At 67.2% G+C, this 22,238-nt stretch carries 22 protein-coding genes; 11 read left to right on the forward strand and 11 right to left on the reverse strand.

All coding sequences use genetic code 11. The features are described 5' to 3' along the window. Both WBV89_RS04945 and WBV89_RS04950 read right to left on the reverse strand, forming a co-directional pair. Window positions 1-506 (reverse strand): aromatic amino acid lyase (locus tag WBV89_RS04945; RefSeq protein WP_423980227.1); only part of this gene is annotated, 506 nt, incomplete at its 3' end. Beyond that, the gene (locus WBV89_RS04950; RefSeq protein WP_423980228.1) at window positions 503-1,207 is read right to left on the reverse strand and encodes an IclR family transcriptional regulator; all 705 of its coding nucleotides are present in this window, start codon (window positions 1,205-1,207) and stop codon (window positions 503-505) included. The genes WBV89_RS04950 and WBV89_RS04945, both read right to left, overlap by 4 nt. A gap of 89 nt (window positions 1,208-1,296) precedes the next feature. On the opposite strand from WBV89_RS04950, the gene hutU reads away from it, so the two are divergent. From hutU to hutI, 5 genes are read left to right on the forward strand one after another with little or no spacing between them, the layout of a single operon-like run. Beyond that, a complete protein-coding gene (gene hutU / locus WBV89_RS04955) occupies window positions 1,297-2,991 on the forward strand; it encodes a urocanate hydratase (protein WP_423980229.1) in 1,695 nt (564 codons plus the stop codon). Then, window positions 2,988-3,821 (forward strand): phytanoyl-CoA dioxygenase family protein, encoded by an 834-nt coding sequence (locus tag WBV89_RS04960; protein WP_423980230.1) that lies wholly within the window; start codon window positions 2,988-2,990, stop codon window positions 3,819-3,821. Before hutU ends, WBV89_RS04960 begins: the two co-directional genes overlap by 4 nt. An 11-nt stretch (window positions 3,822-3,832) precedes the next feature. Further along, window positions 3,833-4,390 (forward strand): peptide deformylase, encoded by a 558-nt coding sequence (locus WBV89_RS04965; protein WP_423980231.1) that lies wholly within the window; start codon window positions 3,833-3,835, stop codon window positions 4,388-4,390. A gap of 10 nt (window positions 4,391-4,400) precedes the next feature. After that, entirely contained in the window at window positions 4,401-5,753 is a 1,353-nt protein-coding gene (locus WBV89_RS04970) for a formimidoylglutamate deiminase (protein WP_423980232.1), read from the forward strand. After that, a complete protein-coding gene (gene hutI, locus WBV89_RS04975) occupies window positions 5,746-6,963 on the forward strand; it encodes an imidazolonepropionase (protein ID WP_423980233.1) in 1,218 nt (405 codons plus the stop codon). The genes WBV89_RS04970 and hutI overlap by 8 nt, the downstream gene beginning before the upstream one ends. A gap of 42 nt (window positions 6,964-7,005) precedes the next feature. Here hutI and WBV89_RS04980 read toward each other — a convergent pair whose 3' ends face one another. Then, entirely contained in the window at window positions 7,006-7,305 is a 300-nt protein-coding gene (locus WBV89_RS04980) for a hypothetical protein (RefSeq protein WP_423980234.1), read from the reverse strand. Between the two features lie 82 nt (window positions 7,306-7,387). After that, window positions 7,388-8,944: an AMP-binding protein gene (locus WBV89_RS04985; protein WP_423980235.1), complete on the reverse strand. Its 1,557-nt coding sequence runs from the start codon at window positions 8,942-8,944 to the stop codon at window positions 7,388-7,390. A 126-nt stretch (window positions 8,945-9,070) separates the two neighbouring features. On the opposite strand from WBV89_RS04985, the gene WBV89_RS04990 reads away from it, so the two are divergent. Both WBV89_RS04990 and WBV89_RS04995 read left to right on the forward strand, forming a co-directional pair. After that, window positions 9,071-9,766, forward strand: a complete 696-nt coding sequence (locus WBV89_RS04990) for a TetR/AcrR family transcriptional regulator (protein WP_423980236.1) — start codon at window positions 9,071-9,073, stop codon at window positions 9,764-9,766. Further along, a complete protein-coding gene (locus WBV89_RS04995) occupies window positions 9,763-10,671 on the forward strand; it encodes a TauD/TfdA dioxygenase family protein (RefSeq protein WP_423980237.1) in 909 nt (302 codons plus the stop codon). The genes WBV89_RS04990 and WBV89_RS04995 overlap by 4 nt, the downstream gene beginning before the upstream one ends. A gap of 42 nt (window positions 10,672-10,713) precedes the next feature. Here WBV89_RS04995 and WBV89_RS05000 read toward each other — a convergent pair whose 3' ends face one another. The 5 genes from WBV89_RS05000 to WBV89_RS05020 are packed head-to-tail and all read right to left on the reverse strand — an operon-like array spanning window position 10,714 to window position 15,471. Further along, the gene (locus WBV89_RS05000) at window positions 10,714-11,355 is read right to left on the reverse strand and encodes an MSMEG_1061 family FMN-dependent PPOX-type flavoprotein (RefSeq protein WP_423980238.1); all 642 of its coding nucleotides are present in this window, start codon (window positions 11,353-11,355) and stop codon (window positions 10,714-10,716) included. Next, on the reverse strand, window positions 11,345-12,241 hold the full coding sequence (locus tag WBV89_RS05005; RefSeq protein ID WP_423980239.1) for an ABC transporter ATP-binding protein: 897 nt from the start codon (window positions 12,239-12,241) through the stop codon (window positions 11,345-11,347). The genes WBV89_RS05000 and WBV89_RS05005 overlap by 11 nt, the downstream gene beginning before the upstream one ends. Beyond that, the gene (locus WBV89_RS05010) at window positions 12,238-13,266 is read right to left on the reverse strand and encodes a FecCD family ABC transporter permease (RefSeq protein ID WP_423980248.1); all 1,029 of its coding nucleotides are present in this window, start codon (window positions 13,264-13,266) and stop codon (window positions 12,238-12,240) included. The genes WBV89_RS05005 and WBV89_RS05010 overlap by 4 nt, the downstream gene beginning before the upstream one ends. A 56-nt stretch (window positions 13,267-13,322) precedes the next feature. Next, window positions 13,323-14,366 carry a FecCD family ABC transporter permease gene (locus WBV89_RS05015; RefSeq protein ID WP_423980240.1) on the reverse strand — a complete coding sequence of 348 codons (1,044 nt, stop codon included), beginning with the start codon at window positions 14,364-14,366 and terminating at the stop codon, window positions 13,323-13,325. Between the two features lie 10 nt (window positions 14,367-14,376). Further along, window positions 14,377-15,471, reverse strand: a complete 1,095-nt coding sequence (locus tag WBV89_RS05020) for an iron-siderophore ABC transporter substrate-binding protein (protein ID WP_423980241.1) — start codon at window positions 15,469-15,471, stop codon at window positions 14,377-14,379. Between the two features lie 226 nt (window positions 15,472-15,697). On the opposite strand from WBV89_RS05020, the gene WBV89_RS05025 reads away from it, so the two are divergent. The 3 genes from WBV89_RS05025 to WBV89_RS05035 all read left to right on the forward strand — a co-directional run bounded on the left by WBV89_RS05025 (window position 15,698) and on the right by WBV89_RS05035 (window position 18,941). Beyond that, window positions 15,698-17,395 carry an alkaline phosphatase family protein gene (locus WBV89_RS05025; RefSeq protein WP_423980242.1) on the forward strand — a complete coding sequence of 566 codons (1,698 nt, stop codon included), beginning with the start codon at window positions 15,698-15,700 and terminating at the stop codon, window positions 17,393-17,395. An 83-nt stretch (window positions 17,396-17,478) separates the two neighbouring features. After that, window positions 17,479-18,069, forward strand: a complete 591-nt coding sequence (locus WBV89_RS05030; RefSeq protein WP_423980243.1) for a hypothetical protein — start codon at window positions 17,479-17,481, stop codon at window positions 18,067-18,069. A gap of 74 nt (window positions 18,070-18,143) precedes the next feature. Beyond that, entirely contained in the window at window positions 18,144-18,941 is a 798-nt protein-coding gene (locus WBV89_RS05035; RefSeq protein WP_423980244.1) for a MerR family transcriptional regulator, read from the forward strand. Between the two features lie 31 nt (window positions 18,942-18,972). On the opposite strand, the gene WBV89_RS05040 is transcribed toward WBV89_RS05035, so the two are convergent. Together WBV89_RS05040 and WBV89_RS05045 are read right to left on the reverse strand one after the other, a co-directional pair. Next, the gene (locus WBV89_RS05040) at window positions 18,973-20,364 is read right to left on the reverse strand and encodes a sensor histidine kinase (protein WP_423980245.1); all 1,392 of its coding nucleotides are present in this window, start codon (window positions 20,362-20,364) and stop codon (window positions 18,973-18,975) included. A 3-nt stretch (window positions 20,365-20,367) separates the two neighbouring features. Continuing rightward, on the reverse strand, window positions 20,368-21,093 hold the full coding sequence (locus WBV89_RS05045; protein WP_423980246.1) for a response regulator transcription factor: 726 nt from the start codon (window positions 21,091-21,093) through the stop codon (window positions 20,368-20,370). 175 nt (window positions 21,094-21,268) lie between these two features. On the opposite strand from WBV89_RS05045, the gene WBV89_RS05050 reads away from it, so the two are divergent. After that, window positions 21,269-22,238 (forward strand): MMPL family transporter (locus WBV89_RS05050; protein ID WP_423980247.1); only part of this gene is annotated, 970 nt, incomplete at its 3' end.

Here is a 22,238-nt window from a genome sequence, read left to right on the forward strand (position 1 = left end):
GGTCGAACCCGCCCGTCGTGGACGACGTCTCCCTCACCGAGGAGAGCGAGCGCTCCGTGCGCGAGCGGCGCGAGGTCACCGCTGGCGCCGAGCGATCCGTACTCGGGAACGATCGGAGTGATGTCGGCGTTGAGGATGTCGACCATCGCCTGGGCGACGAGCGGACGAGCACCGCTGTTGCCGAGCGCGAGGGTCCGCGCACGCAGCAGAACCATCGCCCGAACGACCTCGTCCTCCACCGGGTCACCCATGCCGGCGGCGTGGGAGCGGACGAGCGCGACCTGGAGGGCGCGCCGACGTTCGGGTGGGATCGACACGGTCGCGAGGGCGCCGAAGCCGGTGGAGATGCCGTACTTCGGCGCGCCCTCCGCGAGTTGTTCGACGATCGCGCGGGCGGCCGCCATGCGTTCGATCGCCGCGGGTGTGAGTTCGACCGGTTCGGCGTGACGGGCGACGGCGACGACATCGGCGATGGTGACGCCGGGTCCGTCGAGGTGGATGGTCATGAGGTGAAGTCCTCTCCGTTGGTGCGGAGTTCGTGCGTGAGTGCGTCGACGGTCGCGCAGATCTCAGCGTCGTGGGCGACGCGTATGTCGTCGGAGAATCGGTGCTCGGGTCCGACGATCGAGATCGCGAGTCCGAGCTTCCCGTTCGGCGGGAGTGCTCGGCTGATCGCGGTGATGTCGGCTTCGATGGCGCCGGTCCGCGTGACGGTGGTGCCGGGCGCCTCGAGCGCGGCGCCGAGTGCCGAGCCGTCGAGGGTGACGTTCTGGCCGATCCAGCCGACGTGACGGATCGCGCGCGGGCTCTCGGCGGTGGCGATGTAGGTGCCGGTGCGGCCGTCGCTCACCGCGAGGTAACTCGACTCGCCGGTGTGCTCCGCGAGTCGTTCGAGGTGGGGTTGGGCGGTCGCTGCGAGCCGGTCGAGCACGGTGCCGCCGCGGAGTGAGGCGGTGATGCGCAGGATGGTCGGGCCGGCGGAGAAGTCGCCAGCCTCGTCGCGGTCGACGTAGCCGCGCGCCTCGAGTGCTCGGAGGTAGCGCAACGCGGTGGTGGGCGTGAGCCCAGCTGCGCTTGCTGCCGCGGTCAGGTTGCAGTTGCGTTCGGCGAGCACGATCTCGAAGAGGTCGAGGACGCGGTTGATCGAACGCGGCACGCCGGTCTCGTCGGCGGTTGCATCCCCGGTTGCGGTGGTGGTCGTCGCCACGGTCCTCCTCAGTGATTCGGGATTGTCACACATTGACAATCGATGTGAACGGTTGACATCGTAGAGATCCTGCGCGCAGGATGCAAGGCATGAGCAACTCGTTTGGTCCGATCGGAACGCCCGTCACGAACATCGCCGCGCCACGCGGGACCGATCTGAACTGCAAGGGCTGGCCGCAGGAGGCCGCGTATCGGATGTTGCAGAACAACCTCGACCCCGAGGTCGCCGAGAATCCCGACGAGCTCGTCGTGTACGGCGGCACGGGACGGGCGGCGCGCAACTGGGATTCGTACCGGGCGATGTTGCGCACGCTCGAGACGCTGGAGCGCGACGAGACGATGCTCGTCCAATCCGGCAAACCGGTCGGCGTCATGCGTACGCACGAGTGGGCACCGCGGGCGATCATCGCGAACTCGAATCTCGTGCCCGACTGGGCGAACTGGGACGAGTTCCGCCGCCTCGAACACCAGGGCCTCACGATGTACGGCCAGATGACCGCCGGATCGTGGATCTACATCGGCACGCAGGGAATCCTGCAGGGCACCTACGAATGCTTCGCCGAGATCGCGCGCAAGCGCTTCAACGGCACCCTTGCCGGCACGCTCACGATCACGGCCGGCGCGGGTGGCATGGGCGGCGCGCAACCGCTGGCCGTCACGATGAACGACGGCGTCGTGCTCGTCATCGACTGCGATCAACGGATGCTGCAACGCCGCGTCGACCACCGCTATCTCGACGAGATCGCGCCCGATTACATCACCGCCGTGCGCCGGGTCCACGAAGCCAAGGCGAACCGCACCCCGCTGTCGGTCGGCCTGCTCGGCAACGCCGCCGACATCGTGCCGCGACTGCTCGCCGACCAGGTTGACGCCGACATCGTCACCGACCAGACCAGCGCCCACGACCCCCTCAGCTACATGCCCAACGACCTCACCCCCGAGGCTGCCGACGAGTTGAAGCGCAACGATCCGGCCGAGTTCACCCGTCGGTCACGCGCGGCGATGGCAGCACACTGCGAGGCGATGGTCGGGTTCATGGACGCCGGTGCGGAGGTCTTCGACTACGGCAACAGCCTGCGCGCCGAAGCGAAGCTCGGCGGCTTCGAACGCGCCTTCGACTATCCCGGCTTCCTCCCCGCCTACATCCGGCCCCTGTTCTGTGAAGGGCTCGGACCGTTCCGCTGGGTCGCGTTGTCCGGTGACCCGGCCGACATCGCCGCCACCGACCGGGCCGTTCTCGACGAGTTCCCCGACAACGAGGGCCTGCACCGCTGGATCAGGTTGGCGGGGGAGCGCGTCGCGTTCCAAGGCCTTCCCGCGCGGATCTGCTGGCTCGGGTACGGTGAACGTCACCGACTCGGTCTGCGATTCAACGAGATGGTGCGTTCCGGAGAACTGTCGGCCCCGATCGTGATCGGCCGGGACCACCTCGACTCGGGTTCGGTGGCCTCCCCCTACCGCGAGACCGAAGGCATGATCGACGGCTCCGACGCGATCGCGGACTGGCCGCTCCTCAACGGCCTGGTCAACACCTGCTCGGGTGCCACCTGGGTCAGCCTGCACCACGGCGGTGGGGTCGGCATCGGCCGGTCGATGCACGCTGGGCAAGTCAGTCTCGCCGACGGAACCGCTCTCGCAGATGAGAAGCTGGAACGCGTGCTCACGAACGATCCAGCGATGGGAGTGATCCGTCACGTCGACGCCGGATACGAACGAGCCATCGAGGTCGCGGACGAGCGAGGCGTCACGATTCCGATGCGGGGCGCTGCCGGAGCGACACCGTGAGCACGTGGACGATCGAAGGCGACTACGACGCCGACGGCGCGGTGTGTGTCCGTCAGGCGTTCACACCCGAGCAGGTCGATGGGGCGCGAACCGCGATCGACGAGAACCTCGCGGACCTGTCGCCCCGGGCGAAGCGGGCGAGCGGGGACAGCGATGGTGCGTTCGTCGAGGACTTCTGCAACTGGAGCCGGTTGCCCGCGATGGAACGCTTCATCCGGGAGTCGCCCGGAGCCGAGATCGCGGCGCATCTGACCGGCTCGCGTGCGACGCGCCTCTATCACGATCACGTCCTGGTCAAGGAGCCCGGCACGAAGCAGCGCACCCCGTGGCATCAGGACCAGCCGTACTACAACGTCGACGGCGAGCAGAACGCGAGCATGTGGTTTCCCGTCGACCCCGTCGATCGCTCCGCCACCCTCGAGTTCATCGCCGGCACGCACCGTGGACCGTGGTACATGCCGCGGACGTTCCTCGACGACCAGGCCAAGTGGTTCCCCGACGGCAGCCTCGCGGAACTGCCCGATTTCGACGCGGACAACGCCGTCGAGCCGGGCCGCTGGCGAGTGCTCGGCTGGGAACTCGAACCGGGTGATGCGGTGTTCTTCAACATGCTCACTGTCCACGGAGCCGGCGGCGTGTCCGGTGCGAATCGACGGCGTGTCCTGTCCGTGCGCTACCTCGGCGACGACATGGTCCACGCTCCACGACGCTGGACCACCTCGCCCCCGTTCGACGATCTCGTCGCCGAGATCCCCGACGGCGCCCCGATGGATCACCCGCTGTTCCCGATGCTGTGGACACGGTCCGAGGGGCTGGTCGGCGCATCGTGACGGTTCGGTCCGTGCTCTCGATCGGCCACCCGACGTTGCGCGTCGTCGCCGACGACGTACCGATCGACGACATCGCCGGCGCCGACGTGCAGCGGCTGATCGACGACCTGATCGAGACGATGCGTCACGCCAGCGGGGCGGGCCTCGCGGCAACGCAGATCGACGAACGGCTGCGGATCGCGGTCATGGAGGTCGGCGACAACCCTCGCTATCCGTACAAGCCGCGGATCCCGTTGACGGTTGCGATCAACCCGGTGATCGAACCGCTCGACGACGAGATGGTCGACATCAACGAGGGCTGTCTGTCGGTGCCGCTCCGGGGGTCGGTGCGCAGGCATGTCAACATCCGCGTGCGCTACTTCGACCGAGACGGCGTCGAACACGACGAGATCAAGCGCGGTCTCACGGCCGGGACATGGCAGCACGAGTGCGACCACCTCGACGGCGTGTTGTTCATCGACAAGGTCACCGACCCGTCGACCATCGCCACCTGGGACGAGTTCGAGGCACATCACCGTGCGGCGTTCATCGAGCGGATCACCGCCTTCGTGGAGCGTGTCGGTTCGTGATGCAGCCATCATGAGTCAGGTCTGGTGCGAATCCGCGCTGGTCGATGGTCGGCCACAGCGGGACGTGACGATCGAGATCCTCGACGGCCGGTTCGCCGCCATCGACGTCGGTGCGCATGTCGGTGCAGCGCCGCCCGGCGCCACCCGCCTCGCTGGCTTCACGATCCCCGGCCTCGCCAATGCCCACAGCCACGCATTCCACCGCGCGCTGCGCTCGCGCACTCAGGCCGATCGCGGCACGTTCTGGACGTGGCGCGAGCTCATGTACCGGGCGGCCGAGCGGCTCACGCCGGACTCCTCCCACCGCCTTGCCCGGGCGGTCTTCGCCGAGATGGCGCTCGCCGGGGTCACGTGCGTCGGCGAATTCCACTACCTCCACCACCAACCCGACGGGACCCCGTACGCCGATCCGAATGCGATGGGCGAGGCGATGCTCGCGGCCGCCGACGAAGCCGGGATCCGCCTGACACTGCTCGACACCCTCTACCTCCACGGCGGTCTCGGCCCCGATGGGTATGCCGCGCCCGCCGATGCGCAGCGCCGATTCAGCGACGGCTCAGCGGAAGCATGGATCCAGCGGATCGAGGATCTGGCTGCGAGCGGTACGCACCGACTCGGGGGAGCGATCCATTCCGTTCGCGCGGTCGACCCGCGAGCCGCGCAGGTGGTCGGTGAGTGGACCGGAGCACATCAGATGCCGCTCCACGCGCACGTGTCGGAACAGGTCGCCGAGAACGAGGCGTGTCGAGATCATCACGGGGTCACGCCGGTTCGCCTGCTGTCGGAGGCCGGCGTGCTCACCGATCGCTTCTCGGCCGTTCATGCAACGCAACTCGAGGCCGACGACCTGAAGCTGCTCGGCGCCGCTGGCGCGACGGTCGTCATGTGTCCGACCACCGAACGGGACCTCGGCGACGGCATCGGACCCACCGCCGCCCTCGCCGACGAGAATGTCACCATCGCGCTCGGTTCCGACTCGCACGCCGTCATCGACCTCTTCGAAGAAGCCCGTGCCGTCGAACTCGACGAGCGACTCCGCAGCCGCCGGCGAGGCACACACACAGCCGCCGACCTGTTGACGATGGCGACCGCGAACGGGCACCGCGGCCTCGGCTGGGACGATGCGGGCACGATCGCCGTCGGTCAGCGCGCCGACCTCGTCACCGTCGCGCTCGACTCCGTACGGACCGCCGGGACACCATCGACGGCTGTCGTCGAGACGACGGTCTTCGCTGCAACAGCGAGTGACGTGACGGACGTGTTCGTCGACGGTCGTCACCTGGTCCAGGACCGACACCACGCAACGGTCGACGTCACCCGCGAACTCGATGCGTGCATCACGGAGTTGATGGACGATGACTGACCCGACCGACGTCGCACCATCGACAACGCCGACGGAGCCCCGATCGCTGGTGATCGACAACATCGGTTCGCTCATCACGAACGACCCCGAGACCGGCCGCGGACCGCTCGGCATCGTCGAGGACGCCAGCGTCGTCATCGTCGGTGGCGTGGTCGAACACGTCGGACCCGCTGGCGCGGTCGCGGACGTCTGCATCGATGCCGACGGGGCCTGTGTGCTGCCGGGCTTCGTCGACTCCCACACGCACCTCGTGTTCGCCGGCGATCGTGCCCAGGAATTCACGGCGCGTATGGCCGGTCAGCTCTACGACGGCGGAGGCATCAGGGTCACCACCGAGGCCACCCGCGGCACTCCGACCCACGAGCTCGACCGACTCGTCCGTCAGCGGCTCGCCGAGGCCCATCGTGCGGGAACCACCACGATCGAGATCAAGTCCGGATACGGCCTGAACGTCGTCGACGAGGTTCGCTCGGTCGAGATCGCACAGGCGCACACCACCGAGACGACCTACCTGGGGGCGCACCTGCTTCCGGCGGAGTTCGCAGGCCGTCCCGACGACTACATCCACCTCGTCTGCAACGAGATGCTCGACGCCGCCGCACCGCACTCGAAGTGGATCGATGCGTTCTGCGAGGTCGGCGCGTTCGACGTCGACCAATCACGCGCCGTCCTGGAGGCCGGCCGAGCTGCCGGGCTCGGGCTCCGCCTCCACGGCAACCAACTCGGCCACGGGCCCGGCGTGCAGCTGGCCGTCGAGTGCGGCTGCGCCTCGGTCGACCACTGCACCTACCTCACCGATCGCGACATCGAATCGCTCGCGGGAAGCGACACCGTCGCCACGTTCTTGCCGGCCGCTGACTTCTCGACGCGTCAGCCGTACGCGGATGCCCGACGGGTGATCGAGGCCGGCGCCACGGTGGCGCTCGCATCGAACTGCAACCCCGGATCCAGCTACACGACCTCGATCTCGTTCTGCATCGCTCTCGCCGTGCGCGAGATGAACATGACCATCGACGAAGCGATCCAGGCGGTCACGATCGGCGGCGCAGCGGCGCTGCAACGAACCGATGTCGGCCGACTCGCGCCTGGGTCAGCCGGACATGCCGTCATCCTCGACGCGCCGACACACCACCACCTCGCCTACCGCCCCGGTGTTCCCCTCATTCGTCGGACGATCGGCCCGCTCGGCGACGTGCAGCTCGCTTGTTGAACCGTTGCCAAGGGATCGTCCACGGCGCTGCGGTCGCGACGGTCAGGCGCGGCGATCGGAGACGAGCCAGGAGGTCACGGCACTCGCCGAGGCAGCGCTCATGACCGCAGGCCACGCTCCGATCTGCTTCGCCAGCGGGTGCGACGCACCGAAGCTGCCGACGTAGACCGCCGAGAGCGCAACCGCGCCGACGGGGCCCGTGGTGCGGACCCATTGCCTCCCGGCGATCACTCCCGCACCGGCCAACACGGCACCGCCGAGTGGGCGGTTCCCGGTCTCGCGAGCGATGAGGTACCCGCCGATCAGTCCGGCAGCGACGATGGGTGCAGTGGGAATCTTCACGACCGGAGACGATAGGCAGCCGCGAGCGTCCGCCGGTGTTCCGCGTGTCGTCCAACACCGAGGACGGCACACGGGTGCGGGACTAGACGATGTTGCTGGCGCCGTCGGCCCAGTAGCGGTCGCGGAGGATGCGCTTGTAGAGCTTGCCGGTGGGGAGTCGGGGGAGACCGGCGTCGAAGTCGATCGAGCGCGGCACCTTCTGGCGCGCCAGGTGCTCGCTGCAGAACTCGATCAGTTCGCGTGCCAGCGCGTCGTCGTGTTCGATGCCGGGCATCGGCTGCACGACGGCCTTGACCTCTTCGCCCAGATCTTCGTTCGGCACTCCGAACACGGCTGCGTCGGCCACCTTCGGGTGGGTGATCAGCAGATTCTCGGTCTCCTGGGGATAGATGTTCACGCCGCCCGAGATGATCATGAACGTCTTGCGATCGGTGAGGTACAAGAAGTTGTCCTCGTCGACGTACCCGACGTCGTTGACCGTGGTCATCGTTCCGTCACCCGACGTCGACTCGGCGGTCTTGTCCGGATCGTTGTGGTACTGGAAGTCGGTTCCGGACTTGAACCACAGGGTCCCGGGAGTGCCGGTCGGCATCTCGTTCATGTCGTCGTCGGCGACGAACACCTCGCCGAGCACGATCTTGCCGACGGTGCCCTTGTGTGCGAGCCACTCCTCGCTGTTGCACGCCGAGAAGCCGAGCCCCTCGGTCGCTCCGTAGTACTCGTGGATGATCGGACCCCACCAGTCGATCATCTGCTCCTTCACCCGGACGGGGCACGGCGCGGCGGCGTGCACCGCGAACTCGAGGGAGGAGAGATCGAACCGCTCGCGATCATCGACCGGCAGCTTCAGCATCCGGCTGAACATGGTGGGCACGAGTTGGCTGTGCGTCACCTGGTATCGCTCGATCAGGCGGAGGTAGTCGATCGGGTCGAACCGCTCCATGACGATCACGGTCCCGCCTTGTCGGATCGTGAGGTTGACCGCAGCCTGCGGAGCGGAGTGATACAGCGGCGCGGGCGACAGGTAGATCATTCCGTCGCGGTAGTGCCACAGATTCGCGAGGAACCCGAACAGTGGAAGTTGTTCCGACGGATGCTGCTCGGGGAGCGGGCGGATGATGCCCTTCGGCCGGCCCGTCGTGCCCGATGAGTAGAGCATCGCGGTTCCGAGCAATTCGTGCTCGAGCGCCCCGGTCGGCTGGTCGGCGATCGCACTCGCGTAGTCCTGCAGTCGGTCGTCGGCGCCGTCGGGTGCGCCACCGACGACGAGGATCAGCGACACGTGGTCGAGGCTCGGCAGAGCTTCCATGACCACCGGCAACTTCGCGGTCGACGTGATCAGGACCTGGGACTCGGAGTTGTCGACGATGTACCTCATCTCGTCAGCCGTGAGATACGAGTTGATGCACGTGTAGTACATCCCGGATCGCTCTCCCGCGGCGCACGCCTCGAAGTAGCGGTCGTTGTTCTCCATGAAGATCGAGTAGTGATCGCGCGGGCCGAGGCCGTGCGAATTCAGCAGGTGCGCGAGCTGATTGCTGCGCGCCTCGAAGTCGCGGTAGCTGACCGCCTCACCGGTCGACGCCATGATGAACGCCGGCTGATCCGGATGCTCGATCGCGTGTTGTGCTGCGTACATGTCCGACCCCCAGAGTCGCTCGTTGCGGAACCCCCGACGGCCGACCGTACATGGTCGGAATGGCCCACTGTCACGGCCGACGGGAAGTCTCCTTGCAATGTAAGGAGTATGCCTTAAGATGCAGACGTGGCACCGACCGACTCTCGATCCGAGCTGGCGAAAGGTCGGATGATCGATGCAGCGGAACGTCTGATCGCCGAACGCGGTCTGGCATCGGTGTCGGCACGCGAGGTGCTCGTCGCCGCGGGCCAGCGCAACAAAGCGGCGATCACGTACCACTTCGGGACCTGGGACGGCCTCGTGGAGGCGATCCTGGCCACTCGGATGGCCGAGGTCGCTCGACGACGCGAGGAACTGCTCGATGTGATCGATCGAGAGTCCGACCCGTCGACCCGCCGGTTGGTCGAGGCGCTGATCGTGCCGTTCGCCGAGCGTTGTATCGGGGATCCCGACAGCTGCTGGGCGCGGTTCCTGTACCGCTGCATGTCCGATCCCCACGTCGCCACGATCGTCGAGCGCAGCGTGGAGGGTCGCACCTTTCGGGTGACCAACGATCGTCTGATCGCGCATCTCGCCCACCTGCCCGACTCGCTGCGCCGTCGGCGTGTGCAGAGCGCATTCGCCACGGCCGTGGGCAGCTTGGCCGACTTCGAGATCCGACGCGATGGCGACCGCGGCTCCGCCCTGCCGATCGAGGTCGTGCTGAGCGATCTCGTCGACGTGGCCGCCGCGATCGTCGATCAACCGTCGTCGAAGCAGACGCTCGAACTCCTCGACCGAACCCACATTCCCGAAACCCTGCTGAACGGAGAACAACGATGACATCGATCCTCGACATGGGGCCCCGCGTCTTCCCGCGCGTCCCCGACACGTTCGAGCACCGCGAGTACCGACGGCTCACGATCCGCCCGTGCACGCCGACGATCGGCGCCGAGATCGACGGCATCGATCTCGGTTCCGACATCGACGACGAGACATGGGCCGAACTTCGCCAGGCGCTGCTCGAGTGGAAGGTGCTGTTCTTCCGCGACCAGGACATCGACCGGGATCAGCACCGGCGATTCGCCGAACACTGGGGCGAGCTCGAACAGCACCCGTTCTTCAAGTACGTGCAGCCCGGCCAGACCGATGTCGACGTCGTCACCCTCGCCAAGGACGCCGTGACCGGTGGATACGAGAACGAGTGGCACACCGACATCACCTGGAACCTGACCCCGGCGTTCGGTGCGGTGCTCCGCGCCGTCGAGGTCCCCGACGTCGGTGGCGACACGTTGTGGGCCGATGCCGGCGCCGCGTACGACGGACTGGCCGACGACGTCAAGGCACGCATCGACGGACGCAGCGCGGTCCACGACTGGCGCTTCTCGTTCGGGCGGACGATGCCCGACGACGCCGTGCAGATGCTCGCCGAGCAGTTCCCGCCCGTCGAGCACCCGATCGTGCGGGTCCATCCCGAGACCGGCCGTCGGACGATCTTCGTGAATCCGATCTTCACCCAGCACATCGTCGGAGTCGATGCCGCCGAGAGCGACGAACTCCTGGCGATCCTGTACCGCCAGATGACCCGCGCCGAGTACCAGGTCCGGTTCCGCTGGACGCCCGGCGCGGTCGCGTTCTGGGACAACCGCGCCACGCAGCACTACGCCTCGAGCGACTACCACCCGCAGCGGCGGGTGATGGACCGCATCAGCATCGCCGGTGACCGCCCGATCGGACCCGCCGGTTGACGTCCGACGCACCGAACGTCACCATCCGGAGGTTCGCTCGACTCAGTCGTCGCGACCTCCGGCGACCCAGATGTGGTTGTCGTAGTACTCGTTGAGACCGGCCTCGATGTCCGCGGCGGGTGTCTCGACACCGAGGTGGTCCCGGAGGATCGCCGCCCCGGACGGACGGGACTCGTCGTCGGGCCACGTGGTCGCATCCCACATCCCACTGCGTCGCAGGGCCGCGCCGCACTGGATGTAGCACTCGTCGACGGTCACGACCACGGCCGTCTTCGGGAGGCGCTCGTCGATCGCGCAGGCCTGGAGGATCGCTGGATCCCGGACGAGCGCGGCCGAACCGGACAGCCGCAGCGTCTCCAGGACACCGGGCACGATGAACAGCATCCCGATGCTCGGCTGGGCGACGATGTTGCCGAACGAGTCGAGGCGGTTGTTGCCCGTGAGGTCGCCCCAGGCGAGTCGGTGTTCGTCGAGCACGCGCACGAACCCCGGAGGACCGCCACGCGGTGACGAGTCGGCGCGCCCTTCCGTCGATGTGGCCAGCACGATGAAGGGGGAGCGGGCGATGAAACCGGCCGCCCCGTCGTCGACGTGGTCGATCACCTTGTCGAGAACGGGCTGTCCCGGCTCTCGGTAGACGGTGCGCAGCTGGGCGCGATCGGTGATCAGGTTCTCATCGTCCACGGTGGTTGTCCTCTCGTTGCGGCGTTTCCGAAATCGGCGCCCAATGTGCGTTCGCAACCTCGTCGAACCGCCTGCTGGGGAGCGAGGTGTTCATGTGATGTCGGCCCATCGGCAGCATCAATGGCTTACCAGATGTCGGGTCCATGATCACCTGGCTGTCGAGTCCGAACACGGCTCGGATGGTGTCTTCCGTGAGAACCTCGCGAGGCTCTCCCGCGGCGTGGAGGCGACCGCCGGTCAGCGCGATCAGATGGTCGGCGTAGCGGGCGGCCATGTTCAGGTCGTGGAGAACCATCACGACCGTGGTCCCGCGGACGCGGTTGAGGTCGGTCAGCAGGTCGAGCACCTCGATCTGATGGCTCACGTCGAGGAACGTCGTCGGCTCGTCGAGGAGCAACAGGTCGGTCTGTTGAGCGAGCGACATCGCGATCCACACCCGTTGGCGTTGACCGCCGGACAGCTCGTCCACGGGACGGTCGGCCAGGTCGACCGTCTCGGTCGCCTGGAGCGCAGCGGCCACGGCGATGTCGTCGTCCGTGCTCCACCGGGAGAAGATCGACTGATGCGGATGCCGACCGCGGCCGACGAGATCGGCGACGGTGATCCCCTCCGGAGCGATCGGCGACTGCGGCAGCAGCCCGAGCGTGCGCGCCACCTCCTTGGCGGGAAGTCGGTGTACCTGCTCGCCGTCGAGCAACACCTGGCCGCGCTTCGGTGTGAGCAACCTGGACATCGACCGCAGCAACGTCGACTTGCCGCATGCATTGGGGCCGACGATCGCCGTCACCCGGCCGGGCGGAACGACCAGATCGAGGCTGTCGATCACCTCGCGATCGCCGTAGCCGAGACGGAGGTCGACGACTTCGAGGGAGTGGGTGGTGGTCACATCGAGCCTCCGGCGCGGTTGGTGCGGATGATCAGGTAGATGAGATAGGGGGCGCCGAGCACGCCGGTGATGACGCCGACCGGGTACCTCGTGTCGAACGCGAACTGTCCGCAGAGGTCGGCCACCTGGACGAGCAGAGCACCGACGAGCGCGGATGGAATCAGCAGCGATCCGGTGGTCCCGACGATGCGTGCCGCGATCGGACCGGACAGGAAGGCGACGAACGCGATGGGCCCGCACGCTGCCGTGGCGAACGCGATCAGCCCGACAGCGGCGACGATGGCGATGATCCGAGTGCGTTCGACGCGGACCCCGAGGGCGCCAGCGGTGTCGTCTCCGAGCTGGGTCATCGTGAGGTTTCGTGCCTGGACGAGCAGGACGGGAACGAGCACGATCATCGCCATGAGCACCGGCACGGTGTCGTTCCAGGTCGAGCCGTTGAGGCTGCCCGCCAGCCACCGGGACGCCTGCTGCAGGTCCCACTCGGCGGCCTGCGACAGGACGTAGGCGGTGACGCTGTTGAGCATCGCGGCGATCCCGATCCCGATCAGGATCAAGCGGGTGCCGACGACGCCGTCCTTGAACGACAGCGTGTACACGAGGAGCGCGACCCCGAGTCCGGCGGCGATCGCGAACATCGACACCTGGGTCTCGCTCAACGACAGCATCACGATCGCGAACGCGGCCGCGGCACCGGCACCCGACGTGATTCCGATGATGTCGGGGCTCGCCAGCGGGTTGCGGAGCATCGTCTGGAACGTCACGCCGCCCAGGCCGAAACATGCGCCGGCGGCGACGGCGAGGACTCCACGCGGCAAGCGCAGCCTCCCGACGGTGAACGTCGCGCCCGGTACCTCCTGGCCGAGGATGACGCGGAACACCTCCCCCGGTGAGTAGACGGTGTTGCCGATCATCAGCGTGACCGCGAACGCGACGATCACGCCGAACGCGAGGGTGGTGATCACGACGCGGCGACGGGTCGACCGGCGATCCCGGCTCCGGGCGACCGATTCGGCGATCGCCACGACGTCCCCGCCCGGGTGTCCGCGGTCGACGACGAGCGGGTCGAGGGAATCGAGGCTCACAGCTCGCGTACCTTCTGGCGGCGCACGATGTAGATGAACACCGGTGCTCCGAGCAGGGCTGTGATGATCCCGACGTCGATCTCCTGTGGGCGCGCGATGACTCGGCCGACGACGTCGCCGGCGGTCAGCAGCGTTGCACCGACGACCGCCGACATCGGGAGAACCCAACGGTGGTCGGCGCCGAAGATCAACCGAACGGCGTGGGGGACCACGAGCCCGACGAACGCGATCGGTCCTGCGATCGCCGTCGACGCGCCACACAGGATCACGGCACCGAGCGCCGCCACCGCGCGTGTGAGCGCGACGTTCTGGCCGAGACCGGCGGCGAGTTCGTCACCGAGAGCCAACGAGTTGAGTCCCCGGGCCGACAGCATGCAGATGACGAAGCCGACCGCGAGGAACGGCAGCATGTACCCGAGCTTCTCGTAGGTGGCCCCACCGACGCCGCCGATCTGCCACGACGTGACACCCCCGGCGATGTCGTTGCGGCCGAGAACGACGGCGCTGACGAGCGAGGCGAACGCGGCGGAGGTCGCGGCGCCGGCAAGTGCGAGTTTCAAGGGCGTGGCCCCGCCGCGACCGAGAGAGCCGACGGTGTATACGAACACCGCCGCGGCCGTCGAGCCCGCGATCGCCACCCAGATGAAGCTCGTCGGCGACGAGAGTTGGTAGTACGCGATCCCGACCACCACGGCGAGGGAGGCTCCCATGTTGACGCCGAGGATCCCCGGGTCGGCGAGAGGGTTGCGCGTCACCCCCTGCATCACGGCACCCGCGAGCGCGAGTGCCGCGCCGACGAGAACGGCGAGCAGCGTCCGCGGAATTCGTTTGCTCACGGCGGCCTCCCCCAGCGTGTCCTGAGCGCCGCCGAGCGCGGCCCAGACCTCCGACCAGCTGACCGTCCGCGACCCGATCGCGACGGAGGCGACCATCACGACGAGGAGCACGGCGAACACGACGACGAGCCACGCCAGGCGCGCCCGAGCCGGACGCCGCACGACAGCGACATCCGGCTCGGCCCGGTGTTCGAGAACGGTCACCTGTTCCGGTTCACTCGACCTGATCGGCGGCCTCGGCGAGCATCGCGACGTAGTCGTCGAGCACCCACGAGAGCGACAGCGGGGTCGGGTTCGCCGCCGTCGCCAACGGCGTGCTTCCGTTGAAGAACACCACCGAACCCCGCTCGAGGGCCGGGATCTTGGATGCCAGCGGATCGGCCTGCAGGGCGCCGATCAATTCGCCGTTCTCGTCGCCGTAGCCGACGATGATGTCGACGTCGTCGAACACCTGGATCTGCTCGGTGCTCTGCGACATCGAGAACTGGTCCGAGCCCTCCGATGCCTCCGCCACGACGTCGGCGATCTCGAGACCGAGGTCCTCGAAGAACTGCACGCGGGTGTCGAGACTCGTGTAGAAGCCGACCTCGCTCAGGTCGGTCGGGTCGAGGTGGCCGGCGAACATCGCCGACATGCCCTCGATCTGTGGGTACTCGGCCACCGAGTCGGCGATCTGCTGTTCGAGGTCAGCGATCAGCGCATCGCCCTCCTCGGCCATGCCCATCGCCTCGCTGTTGAGTTCGATGATCTCGCGCCACGGGGTCGCCCATGCGGCTTCCGGGTACGCGACGACGGGGGCGATCTCGCTGAGGGTGTCGAAGTCCTCCTGCGTGAGTCCCGAGTAGGCAGCGAGGATCACGTCCGGGTCGGTGTCGGCGACCGCTTCGAAGTCGATGCCGTCGGTCTCGTCGAACAGCACCGGCGTCTCGGCGCCGAGTTCCTCGAGTTCCTCGGTGACCCATGGGAGCAGGCCGTCTCCGTCGTCATCGCCGAAGTTGGCTGCGGCCATCCCCACCGGCACCACGCCGAGGGCGAGCGGGACCTCGTGGTTGGCCCAGTTCACGGTGGCGACACGCTCGGGTTGTTCCTCGATGGTGGCGGTGCCGAGCGCGGTTTCGATCGTGATCGGTGTCCACGCGTCGTCGGCGACCGGCGAGTCGGTGGCGACCGCCTCGGATGTGGTCTCGTCCGTGGCGGCCGCGTCGGATGCATCGTCGTCGGCGGACGAGTCGTCCGAACCGCACGCCGATATCGCGATGACGATGGACGCGGCGGCGGTGACTGTGAGAACTCTTCGGGTCGGGGTCATGGGTTTCCTTCCGGATGGGGGTGGAGCGACGTACTCGCGGGCCGGTGACCGGAACGCTCACCGGAGTGAGCAGGTGGCCGATCTTCGAGTAGTAGGGGAACCTAACATCAAGCGTCGGTAAAGCCACATTCGCGCATCGATCGGCACGGGCGACCACCGGCGAGCCCGGGGACGGGTGCGGTCGCGTATCGTTCCGGGATGTTGCTCGAGCAGACGAACTCGATCGATGGCTGACACCGAGCGTGAGGTGGCATCCCTCGCGGAGGACGAGGGGGACGACGAGTCCGTGCCGGACGGTCTGATCCTGGGCCCGATGCTGCGGTGGGTGGGAGCGACGGAGGCGACCGTCTGGGTCGAAACAGCGCGACCCGGAACCGTGTCGGTGCTGGGTTGTTCGACATCGACCTTCACGGTGCGGGACAAGCACTACGCCCTGGTGATCGTCGAGGGCCTCGAGCCGGGATCGGTCACCCCGTACGACGTGCACCTCGACGACCGACCGGTGTGGCCGATGCCCGACAGCGAGCTCCCGCCGAGCGTGATCCGCACGACCGGGCGTGACGATGATCGGGTGTCGATGCTGGTCGGTTCATGTCGGGCAGCCGCTCCACACGAGGCGCCCTACACGTCCGAAGCGGCAACCGACGATCGCGGTCGCGGCGTGGATTCGCTGTGGGCGCACGCCCGCCGGATGGTCGACCAGGAACCGACCGAATGGCCGTCCGCGGTGCTGCTGGTCGGCGATCAGATCTACGCGGACGATTCGTCGCCGAACACCAAGGAGCGGATCGAGCGGCGACGTGATTCCGATTGCGACCTCCCGCCCGAGATCGTCGCGAACTTCGACGAGTACTGCTGGCTCTACCACGAGGCCTGGTCGCCGGCGCTCGAACGGTGGCTGTTCTCGGTCCTGCCGACGATGATGATCTTCGACGACCACGACGTGATCGACGACTGGAACATCTCGGCGGCGTGGATCGCCGAGACCCACGAGAAGCCGTGGTGGGAGCCGCACGCGGTCGGCAGCGTGATGTCGTACTGGATCTACCAACACCTCGGGAACCTCTCGCCCGACGAGATCCGAGCAGACGGGATGCTCGCCGAGTTGACCGCGGTCGACGATGCATCGGAACGACTCGAGCAGTGGGCGGGCGAGGTGAACGACTCCGATCCGGGTGATCACCGCTTCAGCTACTTCCGCGATGTCGGCGAGATTCGTATCGTCGTGATCGACTGTCGCCACGGACGGGTCCTCGAGGCGGATCGGCGATTGATGGTCAACGAGTCCGAGTGGGAGTGGGTCCGGGACCGAGCACTCGAACACTCCGGACATCTGGTTCTGGCCACGACACTGCCGGTGTTCATCTCGTCCGGACTCCACGACCTCCAGGTCTGGAACGAGCGGGTCTGCGACGGGGCGTGGGGCCGGCGTGCTGGACGGTGGGCCGAGAGCGTCCGCCGGTCGCTCGACCTCGAGGACTGGAGCGCTTTCGACCGTTCGTACACGGACTTCGTCGAACTGCTCGAAACGCTGTACGACTCGGGCGAGAACCCCGCCTCCGTGGTGATCGCATCGGGAGACATCCACTTCAGCTACACCGCGAAAGTGGCCGTCGGCCCGTCAGATGCGAGGGTGCATCAGGTCGTGAGTTCCCCGATCCGCAACGCCCTGATCCCGCCCGAGCGAGGAGTGATGCGCTTCACGCTCACCGGAGTCGGTCGGCGGATCGGCGCCCTGCTCCGACGGCTGACCGGAGCGCGACCCAACGCGATTCCGATCGAGATGACGACCGGGCCGTACTTCGCCAACAACATGTGCGTGCTGGCGTACGACGGCGATCACGCCGAGGTGACGATCGAGCAGGCGGTCCCGGACGGCGATGGCGGCGGAGTCCTCAACGAGGTCGCCCGCACCGTGTTGTGATTCCGCCGGTGTGAGCTGGTTTGCCGATCGCTCGACCGGGGTAGGTCATCGGTCGCGACCGCACCGAAAGCAGGCGTCAGCTCATGGCCGACACTCACCCATCGACGACGAACGAGAGTGATGACGCGACGGACGAACCCACGCGGCGTGACGACCTGCGGTGGGCGGCGATGGGTGGCGTGGCGGCCGGGGTGATCGGCTTCGGTGGCATGGTCGTCGTCGGGACGGCGAGCGCCTTCGAGGCCCGCCGGCTCCTCGACGCCGTCCTCCCGACCGTTCGCTTCGCGGCATCGGCCTACGTGGCCGGCGGTGCCACGATCCTCGCGTTGATGCTGACCCTGATCACCTTCTCGATCTCCCACGACATGGACTTCCGGCGGAGCCACTACCGCCGCATCCAGGAGATCTCGATGATGACGACGGCCGTCATCGTCAGCTCGGTGATGCTGCTCATGTTCCTGAGCTTTCCGCTGGGCGAGGCGGACGTCGAGCGAGGGTGGTACCTGTGGGTGTACTACGCAATTCTGCTCGGGGGATCGGTGACCGGCGGAATCTTCATCTCGACGATTCTGATGCTGTTCTACGCCGTGCGCGGGCTGATCGGCGTCGGCCAGGATCCCGAGGAGAGCAGCATCGTCATCACCGACCCGGACGGCGACGAAGCCGGCACCTGAAGTCCCGCATCTCGGGTCCGTCGTCGCAGTTCGCTCTTGACCCTCACGTCGCGTGATGCCGTACCGTCGGCGACATGACGAGGTCGCCAGGCAACACGGAGATGCGAATCGGTGAAGTCGCCGCACGGAGTGGAATGACGGTGCGCACGCTGCGCTACTACGAGGAGATCGGGCTCGTCGCGCCGACCGGGCGAACCGATGCCGGGTATCGGCTCTACGGGCCCGACCAGATCGAACGCCTCTACCGCATCTCGGTGCTCCGCTCGCTCGGCCTCTCGCTCGACGCCGTCCGGTCGGGTCTGGACGACGATGCATCGGGGCTGCGCGATCTGATGCAGGACCATGTCGCGTCGCTCGAGACCACCCTCGCTGCGCAGCATCGACAGCAGAACCGACTCACCCAACTCGTCGATCACCTCGATGACAACGGAGACACATCCGGTGATCTCCTCGACCTCCTGGAGGACATGAACATGACCCAGCCCACACTCGAGCGACGGCTCTCGATCATCGTCTACGCCGACATCGCCGCGGCGTTCGACCACCTCACCAACGTGTACGGCTTCGGGCCGGGCGAGATCACCCGTGACGAGGACGGTCGAGCCGTCCACGCCGCCATCCAGGCCGGCGACGGCGAGCTCTGGCTGCACCCGGAGTCCGAGGAGTTCGGGCTGGCCTCACCGCAGCATCTCGGCGGCGCCAGCGCAACGATGGCGATCATGGTCGAAGATGTCGACGCACATCATCGCCACGCCGTCGAGCACGGCGCGAACGTGCGCTACGAACCCGTCGACCAACCGTACGGATACCGCGAGTACAGCGCCGTCGACCCCGAAGGCCACCTGTGGTCGTTCATGAAGGCGATCGGCTGAGCGACGCTCGGCACGTGTTTGACGGAGTGGGTCAGATCCAACCCGTCGGCGCGGTGGGAAGCGTGACGGTGAAGGTCGTGCCGGTACCGAGATCCGTCTCGACTCCGATCGTGCCTCCGTGGGCCTCGACGATCGCGGCGACGATCGACAAGCCGAGCCCCGAACTCCGCACGCTCGACGTTCGTGACTCCTCGGCCCGGTAGAAGCGGTCGAAGATGTGATCGGCGACCTCGGGTGTCATCCCGGGTCCGTCGTCGGAGACGATCACCGTGACGTCGTGCTTGTCGCACGTCACCGTGATCTCGGCGTGCGAGCCCGAAGCGTGCACTCGGGTGTTGGCGATCAGATTGACGAACACCTGGAGGAGCGCGTCGGCGTCTCCGACGATCTCGGCCCCGGAGGTCGTCGAGGGCGTGAAGCGGAGTGAGTGTGTCGGGTCGATCACCTTGTCGTCGGACACCGCGTCGGCGATGACCGAGTTCAGGTCGACCGGCTCGAAGCGGAGGCTGCGACCCTGGTCGAGACGGGCGAGGGTGAGGAGGTCGTTGACGAGTCGGCCCATTCGGTTGGCCTCGCTGTGGATCCGGGACATCTGCTTGTCGACCGATGCGGTGTCGGTGGCCGCCCCCGAGAGGTACACCTCGGAGTAGCCGGCAATCGTGCTGATCGGGGTGCGCAGTTCGTGTGACGCATCGGCGGCGAACCGTTTGACGCGGTCCTCGGCGTCACGCCGCTCCTCGAACGAGACCTGCAACCGGTCGAGCATCGTGTTGAGGGAGTTGGTGAGCCGTTCGATCTCCGGATTGGGCGTCGTCTGGATCGCCCGTCGGCCCATGTCGCCCTCGGCGATCGCTTCGGCGGTGTCCACGAGCTCGTCGTACGGACGCAGGCTCGCGCGGAGCAGGAACCAGAAGATCGCTCCAAGTACCGCCATCATCAGGAAAAGCGTGACGAGCAACGTCCGACCGAGCGCGGTGAGCGTGTTGCGGACTTCGTCGAGTGGAGCGGCGAGCGCGAGGTACCGGCCGTCGTCGAGCCGCCCGACCGTGACCCGGTAGTTGGGACCGCCGTCGGTGCCGTCGACGGTGAACGTGGCGTCGAGCCGATCGATGATCCGGCTGGGCGGAAGGTCGGGGGCCGGGACGGGGTCGTTCACGTCACCGGCGAGGATCTCGAGCTCGGGCTGGCCGAGTTCGTCGACGATGATCGTCGCCAGCGGGTTCTCCCGGATCACGATGGCGTCGAGCGCGTCGAGGGTGAAGGAGTTGTAGAACTGCTGGTTCAGGTCGAGTTCGTTGGCCAACCGGTCGTCGATGTCGTCGATGAGCTGGTTCCGCGCGCCGTTGATCGTGAGGATCGCGCAGACCACGAAGACGACGACGAGCGCGCCGAAGACGAGCAGCAGGGCGCGTCGTCGGGTCATCGATCAGCCCTCGGTGCGGATCGTGTAGCCGACGCCGCGGACCGTGTGGATGAGCTTGGGCTCGACGTCGTCGACCTTCTTGCGGAGATAGCTGATGTACGTCTCGACCGAACTCGCATCTCCGCCGAAGTCGTACTGCCACACGTGGTCGAGGATCTGCGATTTCGACAACACCCGCTCGGCGTTCATCAACAGGTAGCGCAGGAGCTTCCATTCGGTGGGAGACAGGTCGACGACGTCACCCGCGCGGGTCGCGCGATGGGAGTCCTCGTCCATGACGAGGTCCGCGTACTGGTGAACTCGGGTCTCGGCGGGGGCGGCACCCGTCCGCCGCAGGACGGCGTTGATCCGAGCGACCACTTCCTCGAGGCTGAACGGCTTGGTCATGTAGTCGTCGCCGCCCTTGGTGAACCCGGACAGCATGTCGTCCTTGGTGTCCTTGGCCGTGAGGAAGATGACCGGGGTGAGATCGCCGTCGGCGCGCAGGCGTCGACAGACCTCGAAACCGTCGATGTCGGGCATGTTCACGTCGAGCATGATCAGCTCCGGATTGAACGATGCGGCCGTGGACAGGGCGTCGAAGCCGGCGGCAGCGGTCGCGACCTCGAATCCCTGGAATCGCAAGGACGTGGAGAGCAGGTCCGTGATGTACTCCTCGTCGTCGACGACCAGGATCCTGCGCTTCGGCGCGACGTCGTTCTCATCCACGCTCGCGATCCAACCACACATTGCTCAGAGTTTCCCGAGAATCGACTGGGAGTTGCCCGAACGCGGGCTCGGAGCATTCTCAGCCGCTTTCGGGTCGGTTCTCAGGATTCTTTGAGCCTCGCGCGGCTGAATGGTTCGGGTTCGGGGCGTCTCCCCGGCGGTCACCCCCCATTCCACTCGTCGAGGAGTCCTCCTGATGTCCACGTTCTTCTACAAGCTCGGACGGTTCGCCGTCCAGCATCGCAAGGCGATGCTCGCGACCTGGCTCGGCTTGTTCGTCGCAATCGCCGTCGGCTCCCAAGTCGCCAACACCGAGACGAGCGACGCGTTCACGATCCCGGGCACCGAGTCCCAGGAGGCCTTCGACCTCCTCGACGAGCGCTTCCCGGCCCAGTCCGGTACCTCGGCGCAGATCGTCTTCGCCACCGAGGACGAGACGCCGCTGGCCGACTCCGCCGATGCTGTCGACGCATCGCTCGCCGAGGCCGCTGGACTCGACGGCGTCATCATGGTGACGGACCCGTTCGAGACGGGCACGCTCAGCGAGGACGGATCGATCGGCTACGCCGACATCCGCTACAGCCTGGAGACCACCGATGTCGGTCTCGAGGGAGCCGAACTCCTCGAGGAGACCGGCGCCATCGCCGAGTCGGCCGGAGTCCAGGTCGAGTACGGCGGTGAAGTCATCACCGGCAACCCCGAGCAGCATCCCCCGACGTCGGAGCTGATCGGCATGGCCGTCGCCGTCGTCGTGTTGCTCTTCGCATTCGGCTCGGTGCTCGCGATGGGCTTGCCCCTGTTGACGGCCATTCTCGGTCTCGGGATCGGACTCACGAGCATCACGCTCGCCTCGGCGTTCATCGATCTCTCGTCGACCGCTCCCACCTTGGCCACCATGATCGGCCTCGCCGTGGGCATCGACTACGCCCTGTTCATCGTCACCCGGCATCGCCAGAACCTCTCCGAGGGTCTGAGCGTCGAGGAGTCTGCCGCTCGCGCCAATGCGACCGCCGGCTCCGCCGTCGTGTTCGCCGGCGGGACCGTGGTGATCGCCATCTCCGGACTCGCCGTCGTCGGCATCCCGTTCCTCACGGCGATGGGCTTCGCCACCGCGTTCACCGTGTTGATCGCCGTCCTCGTCGCTGTGACCCTGCTGCCGGCGTTGC

Origin of the sequence: Ilumatobacter sp., from assembly GCF_049588435.1 — a bacterium.
Lineage (GTDB): Bacteria > Actinomycetota > Acidimicrobiia > Acidimicrobiales > Ilumatobacteraceae > Ilumatobacter_A.